The 6666-nt window shown below is 74.0% G+C and carries 8 protein-coding genes; 6 read left to right on the top strand and 2 right to left on the bottom strand.

Going from position 1 to position 6666, the window contains the following annotated elements:
* Positions 1 to 109: 109 nt before the first annotated feature.
* Positions 110 to 496: a VOC family protein gene (locus ABD086_RS06395; RefSeq protein WP_343906644.1), complete on the bottom strand. Its 387-nt coding sequence runs from the start codon at positions 494 to 496 to the stop codon at positions 110 to 112.
* Between the two features lie 56 nt (positions 497 to 552).
* Here ABD086_RS06395 and ABD086_RS06390 point away from each other — a divergent pair, with 56 nt between their 5' ends.
* The 5 genes from ABD086_RS06390 to ABD086_RS06370 are packed head-to-tail and all read left to right on the top strand — an operon-like array spanning position 553 to position 4481.
* On the top strand, positions 553 to 1386 hold the full coding sequence (locus ABD086_RS06390; RefSeq protein ID WP_343906643.1) for a purine-nucleoside phosphorylase: 834 nt from the start codon (positions 553 to 555) through the stop codon (positions 1384 to 1386).
* On the top strand, positions 1386 to 2018 hold the full coding sequence (locus ABD086_RS06385; RefSeq protein WP_343906642.1) for a TetR family transcriptional regulator: 633 nt from the start codon (positions 1386 to 1388) through the stop codon (positions 2016 to 2018). The genes ABD086_RS06390 and ABD086_RS06385 overlap by 1 nt, the downstream gene beginning before the upstream one ends.
* Before the next feature lie 10 nt (positions 2019 to 2028).
* On the top strand, positions 2029 to 2658 hold the full coding sequence (locus tag ABD086_RS06380; protein ID WP_343906641.1) for a biliverdin-producing heme oxygenase: 630 nt from the start codon (positions 2029 to 2031) through the stop codon (positions 2656 to 2658).
* On the top strand, positions 2655 to 3455 hold the full coding sequence (locus tag ABD086_RS06375) for an NAD-dependent epimerase/dehydratase family protein (protein WP_343906640.1): 801 nt from the start codon (positions 2655 to 2657) through the stop codon (positions 3453 to 3455). Before ABD086_RS06380 ends, ABD086_RS06375 begins: the two co-directional genes overlap by 4 nt.
* A 30-nt stretch (positions 3456 to 3485) precedes the next feature.
* The gene (locus ABD086_RS06370; protein ID WP_343906639.1) at positions 3486 to 4481 is read left to right on the top strand and encodes an aldo/keto reductase; all 996 of its coding nucleotides are present in this window, start codon (positions 3486 to 3488) and stop codon (positions 4479 to 4481) included.
* 55 nt (positions 4482 to 4536) lie between these two features.
* Here ABD086_RS06370 and ABD086_RS06365 read toward each other — a convergent pair whose 3' ends face one another.
* Positions 4537 to 4968 carry an SRPBCC family protein gene (locus tag ABD086_RS06365; RefSeq protein WP_343906638.1) on the bottom strand — a complete coding sequence of 144 codons (432 nt, stop codon included), beginning with the start codon at positions 4966 to 4968 and terminating at the stop codon, positions 4537 to 4539.
* Positions 4969 to 4986: 18 nt separating this feature from the next.
* Here ABD086_RS06365 and ABD086_RS06360 point away from each other — a divergent pair, with 18 nt between their 5' ends.
* Complete coding sequence (locus ABD086_RS06360) at positions 4987 to 6639, top strand: phospho-sugar mutase (RefSeq protein WP_343906637.1); 1653 nt, start codon at positions 4987 to 4989, stop codon at positions 6637 to 6639.
* The last annotated feature ends 27 nt before the right edge of the window (positions 6640 to 6666 follow it).

Below are 6666 nucleotides of genomic sequence, written 5' to 3'. Positions count from 1 at the left end.
GCGTGTGCTCATCACGGCACGCTCACATCACCCACACATCCAGCAGAAGAGCCGAAACTTCGGCCAGCAAGTTCAGGTTTCCCCGGTCGACCGGGGAAACCTGCACCCCCTACTCCGGCGGCACCGTGTGACAGACCGCCTCGACGTTGTTGCCATCGGGGTCGCGGACGAAGGCGCCGTAGTAGCGGTCGTGGTACTCGGGGAAGTGGCGGGGCTCGTGGAGGACCTCGGCGCCCTGCGCGACGGCCGCGGAGAAGAACGACCGGACGTCGTCGGCGGTGGCGGCCGTGAAGGCGACGTGGATCTCCCGGTTCGGGCCGGAGGCCGGGCCGGACTCCGGCTGGCGGCCGATCCAGAACTCCGGCTGCGAGGTGCCGTAGCCGATCGCGACGCCGTGGTCCATCAGGCGGTGGTGACCGAGGACGCCGAGGACGGCGTCGTAGAAGGCGGCGGAGCGCTCCAGGTCGGAGCAGTTGATGCCCAGGTGGTCGATCATGACCCGACCCTGCACGAGATCGCCGACGCCGGGCACCCGCCACTAGAGTCCGCAGCGTGACGGAGAACGTGACCACGGACGCGACCACGGACGCGACGCAGAACCCCTACGACCTCGCCGGCGAGGCTGCCGCGAAGCTCGCCGAGCTGACCGGCGTCGAGCGGCACGACGTGGCCCTGGTGCTGGGCTCCGGGTGGCTGCCGGCGGTCGACGCGCTGGGCGCGGCGACGGCGGAGATCGACACCACCGACCTTCCCGGTTTCAGCAAGGCCGCGGTCGCGGGCCACTCCGGGAAGATCCGCTCCATCGACGCCGGCGACCGGCAGCTGCTCGTCTTCCTCAGCCGCACCCACTACTACGAGGGCAAGGGCGTCGCGGCCGTCGTCCACGGCGTTCGTACGGCGGCGCGCGCCGGCTGCCGCACCATCGTGCTGACCAACGGGTGCGGCGGCCTGAACCCGGCGTGGACGCCGGGCACCCCGGTGCTGATCAGCGACCACATCAACCTGACCGGCCGCAGCCCGATCGTCGGCGCGAACTTCGTCGACCTCACCGACCTCTACAGCAGCCGCCTCCGCGCGCTGTGCAAGGAGGTCGACCCTACCCTCGACGAGGGCGTGTACGTGCAGTTCCCGGGCCCGCACTACGAGACCCCCGCCGAGGTCCGGATGGCCGGCATCATCGGCGGCACCCTGGTCGGCATGAGCACCACGCTCGAGGCCATCGCGGCCCGCGAGGCCGGCATGGAGGTGCTCGGCATCAGCCTGGTCACCAACCTGGCCGCCGGCATCAGCGACCAGCCGCTCAACCACGCGGAGGTCCTCGAGGCCGGGCGGGCCGCGGCCGCGCGGATGGGCGAGCTGCTCGGGCGGATCGTCCCCCGGATCTGATGGCCGACACGCGCCGGGCACTGGTCGAGGCCGCCACCGAGGCGTTCGCCGAGCACGGCGTGTTCACGGCCTCGCTCGTCGAGGTGACCCGCCGCGCCGGGCAGCGCAACCGCGGCGCGGTCCACTACCACTTCGGGTCGCGCGAGAGCCTGCTCGCCGCGGTGCTGGAGCAGCACGCGCCCTTCCTCGCCCGGCGTGAGGGCGAGCTGCTCGCGCTCGCCCGCGCCACCCCGGACACCGAGCTCGGCCCGGTCCTCGAGGCGATCGTCCGGCCGGCCGTCGAGCTCGCCGAGACCGGGACGTCCGGGCGCTGCTACCTGGTGATCGTCGGCGAGCTCGTCGAGGAGTACGACCGGCTCCACCCCGACGTCGCCGAGGCGCTCCGCCACACCGGTGGGTACGACGTCTACGCGCTGCTCGAGCAGCGCCTGCCGGACCTCGACGACGCACTGCGCGCCGAGCGGCTCGCCCTGATCACCGGCTTCATCCTGCGCTCGGTCGCCGACCGGGCGCGGCAGGGCACGAGCCCGGGGCGCGCCCAGCTCCCGACCGAGCGCTTCGTCCGCAACCTGGTGGCGATGGCCACCGGCATGGCGACCGCGCCCGCGGTCGGCGGCGAGTCGGCCGGATAGCCTGCCGACCGTGAGCACCTCTCTCTCGGCGGCGATGCGCCTCGGCTCCCGCGCCGAGCACGAGCAGGCGGAGGAGGCGCCGTTCGTCACCGACCTCCTCGCGGGCCGCGTGGGCGAGCAGGGGTACGCCGAGTACCTCCTCCGGCTGCGCGCGGTCTACGACGCCCTCGAGGGCGCCGTCCGCGCGCACGCCGACGACCCCGCCGTGGCGGCCGTCCACGACCCCGACCTCGAGCGGGTGCCCGCCCTCGACGCCGACCTCGACCACTGGCTACCGGACGGCCCGCGGACCGTGGCGTCGCCCGCGGTCACGGCGTACCGCGAGCGGCTCGAGCACGCACGGGCCTGGGGGCCGCTGCTCGCCGCGCACCACTACACCCGGTACCTCGGCGACCTCTCGGGCGGCCAGGCGATCGGCCGGGTCGTCGACCGCACCTTCGGCCTGGCCGGGCGCGGGGTCGCGTTCTACGACTTCCCGGCGATCCCGAGGCCCAAGCCGTACAAGGACGCCTACCGCGCGCGACTCGACGCCCTCGGCCTCTCCCCCGTGCAGACCGCACGCGTCGTCGACGAGGTGCGGGCCGCCTTCCGGCTCAACCACGGTTTGTTCGCCGAGCTGGTGGATAGCCTTCCCGCGTGAAGGTCCTCGTCACCGGCGCCGCCGGCAGCATCGGCCGTGTCGTCACCGTCGGGCTCGCCGACCGCGGGCACACCGTTGTCGGGCTCGACCGGGTCCCCCAGCCCGACGGCCACGACGGGCACTGGTACTCCGTCGACTGCGGCGACCCGGACGCGGTCGCCGCGGTCTTCGACGAGGAGTCGTTCGACGGCGTCGTGCACCTCGCCAGCTACCCCGGCGAGCTGAACCTGCCGGACTCCCTCGCCTCGCACGTCGTCACGACGGCCGCGCTGCTGGACGCGATGGTCGAGCACGGCGTCGGCCGCCTGGTGTTCGCCTCCTCCAACCACGCCGTGGGACGCACGCCCCGAGCGGACCTCGTCGACGTCGGCACCCGGCCCCGCCCGGACACCTTCTACGGGGTGAGCAAGGTCGCGGCCGAGGCCCTGATGAGCCTGTACGCCGACCGGTACGGCATCGACGCGGTCGCGTGCCGGATCGGGTCGTTCCTCGAGCGTCCCACCACGGTCCGTCACCTCGGGACCTGGCTCTCGCACGACGACGCCGTGCGTATGGTCGAGGCCGCGCTCACCGCGCCCGCGCCGGGGTTCGCGGTCCTCTACGGCATCTCCGCCAACACCCGCGGCTGGTGGGACCTCGAGCCCGGCCGGGCCCTGGGCTACGAGCCGCTCGACGACGCCGAGGAGTTCGCCGGCTCGGTGGCGCCGCGGGCCGAGGACGAGGCCGAGGCGGCGTACGTCGGCGGCGACTACACGTTCGCGTCGATGGAGCGGCCGGCGCTCGACCGGTCGTCCTGACCTTTGGACCGGCGCGCAAGGCTCGAGGGCATGACCCTTCCGCACCGCACTCTCGGAACCGCCAGCCCCCTCACCGTCTCGGAGCTCGGCCTGGGCTGCATGGGCATGTCGGAGTTCTACGGCACCGGCGACGAGGGCGAGGCGATCGCGACCATCCATCGCGCCCTCGACCTCGGCGTCACCTTCCTCGACACCGCGGACATGTACGGCCCGTTCACCAACGAGCAGCTGGTCGGCACCGCGATCGCCGGCCGCCGCGACGAGGTCCAGCTCGCCACCAAGTTCGGCAACGAGCGCCGGCCCGACGGCACCCGCGTCGGCATCAACGGCAGGCCGGAGTACGTCCGCGCCGCCTGCGACGCCTCGCTGCAGCGGCTCGGCGTCGACCACATCGACCTCTACTACCAGCACCGCGTCGACAAGACCGTCCCGATCGAGGAGACCGTCGGCGCGATGGCGGAGCTCGTCGAGGCCGGCAAGGTACGCCACCTCGGGCTCTCCGAGGCCTCGCCGGAGACGATCCGGCGCGCCCACGCCACCCACCCGATCACCGCGCTGCAGACCGAGTACTCGCTGTTCACCCGTGACATCGAGGACGAGATCCTGCCGACGATCCGCGAGCTCGGCATCGGGCTGGTGCCGTACTCCCCGCTCGGCCGCGGCATCCTCACCGGCGCGATCACCTCGGAGGACTCCCTCGACGAGGACGACTCGCGCCGCTCGGCGTACTTCCCGCGCCTCAACGGCGAGGGGCTGCGCGCCAACCTGCGCCTGGTCGACGCCGTCCGCGCGCTCGCCGAGAAGAAGGGGTGCACGCCCGGGCAGCTGGCGCTCGCCTGGGTGCTCGCCCAGGGCGACGACGTGGTGCCGATCCCGGGCACCAAGCGCGTGCGGTACCTCGAGGAGAACGTCGGCGCCGCCGACGTGCAGCTCACCGACGACGACCTGAGGGCGCTCGAGGAGGCGGTCCCGCGGGACGCGGTCGTCGGCGACCGGTACGGCGACATGAGCTCGATCGACGCCTGAGGCGCTCACGTGGGGCGACGCCGCCGCCGACACCCCGGCCGTCCGCCGCTGACCGTCAACCGCCGGCGGTCGCCGCCAGTCCCGCCACACAGCCCGCCATCATCCGGTGGTGGTTCCAGCGGAGCACCGGTGCGAGCACGGCGGACGCGGCACCGAGCACGCCCCCGGCGTGCACCGACTGCGCCAGGTCCAGACGGGTCCCGGAGGCGACCGGGGTCAGGTCGAACCGCACCGAGCCGGTGAGGTCGCCCGAGACGGCGACCTCCAGCCGCGAGGGCGAGCGGGAGACCGCGTGCAGGACCAGGTCGAGCGTGTAGGGCAGGACCGACCGGCAGAGCACCCGCGCGTCGTCCGGCCCGAGGGACGCGACCGCGCACACCTGAGGCCACCAGTCCGGGTAGTGCTCGAGGTCGACCAGCACCGCGTGCACGCGCGCCGGCGGCGCGGCGAGGTGCCAGGACCCGGAGAACGTGTAATGCGCCGCCACCCTCGTATCGTGCCCCCTATGACCGACCTCCTCACCGCGGCGCGCGCCTGGGCCGCCGACGATCCCGACCCGCAGACGCGCGCCGAGCTGGAGCAGGCGATCGCCGCGGTCGAGGCGGGCGGCGACGAGGCGGACCTCGCGGACCGCTTCGCGGGCACCCTGGAGTTCGGTACGGCGGGGCTGCGCGGCGCGCTCGGCGCGGGCCCGAACCGGATGAACCGCGTGGTGGTGACCCGCGCCGCGGCCGGGCTCGCGGCCTATCTGATCGAGCAGGGCCTGAAGGACACGGGCCACGCGCGCGGCTCGGTCGTGATCGGGTACGACGCCCGCCACAACTCCGACGTCTTCGCCCGCGACACCGCCGAGGTGATGACCGGCGCCGGGCTCCGCGCGTACGTCCTCCCCCGCCCGCTGCCGACCCCGCTCCTGGCGTTCGCGATCCGCGAGCTCGGCTGCGCGGCCGGCGTGATGGTGACCGCGAGCCACAACCCGCCCCAGGACAACGGCTACAAGGTCTACCTCGGCGACGGGAGCCAGATCGTGCCGCCGGCGGACGCGGAGATCGCGAGCCGGATCGCGGCGGTGGGCGCCCTCGCGGACGTCCCTCGCGGCACCGGCGGCACGGTGCTCGAGGAGGAGATCGTGGACCGCTACCTCGACACGGTGGCCGAGCTCGCCGAGGACGGGCCCCGCGACCTCGACCTGGTCTACACCCCGCTGCACGGCGTCGGCGGCACGACCGTGCAGCGCGTGCTGGAGGCCGCCGGGTTCCGCGAGCCCGCGGTCGTCGTCGAGCAGGAGCAGCCGGACCCCGAGTTCCCGACCGTCGCCTTCCCCAACCCGGAGGAGCCCGGCGCCATGGACCTCGCGATGGCGCTGGCCGAGAAGCACGGCGCGGACCTGGTGGTGGCGAACGACCCGGACGCCGACCGCTGCGCCGCCGCCGTCCCCGGACCGCACGGCTGGCGGATGCTGCGCGGCGACGAGGTCGGCGCCCTGCTGGCGCACGCCCTGCTGCGCCGCGGCAAGCACGGCACCTACGCCTGCAGCATCGTGTCGTCCTCGCTGCTCGGCAAGATGGCGGCGGCCGCCGGGCAGCCGTACGCCGAGACGCTCACCGGCTTCAAGTGGATCGGCCGCGTGCCGGGCCTGGCGTTCGGCTACGAGGAGGCGCTCGGCTACTGCGTCGACCCCGAGCACGTGAAGGACAAGGACGGCGTCTCCGCGCTGCTGCTGCTGTGCGAGCTGGCCGCCGAGACCAAGGCCGCGGGCCGCACGCTCGTCGACGTCCTGGACGACCTGGCCCGCGAGCACGGCCTGCACGCGACCGACCAGCTCTCCGTCCGGGTCACCGACCTCGGCGAGATCGCGGCGGCCATGGACCGGCTGCGCACCGCCCCGCCGGCCGAGATCGGTGGCCTAGCGGTCGAGCGGGTCGACGACCTCGCCGCCGGGAGCCCGGACCTCCCACCGACCGACGGGCTGCGCTACCGGCTCGCCGACGGCGCCCGGGTCGTCGTCCGCCCGAGCGGCACGGAGCCGAAGCTGAAGTGCTACCTCGAGGTCGTCGTCCCCGTGCATCCCGAGGACGGCGTCGACGCGGCCCGGATCGCCGCCGTCGGCCGCCTCGACGCCCTGCGCGACGGCATCAAGGCCGCCGCGGGCATCTGAGCGTCGCCCCGCCTGAGCTCGCGAAGG

Origin of the sequence: Nocardioides aquiterrae, assembly GCF_039526625.1 — a bacterium.
In the GTDB taxonomy this organism is placed as follows: domain Bacteria; phylum Actinomycetota; class Actinomycetes; order Propionibacteriales; family Nocardioidaceae; genus Nocardioides; species Nocardioides aquiterrae.
The sequence above is the reverse complement of the archived record's forward strand: the minus strand, read 5'-3'. Positions and strand labels throughout refer to the sequence as shown.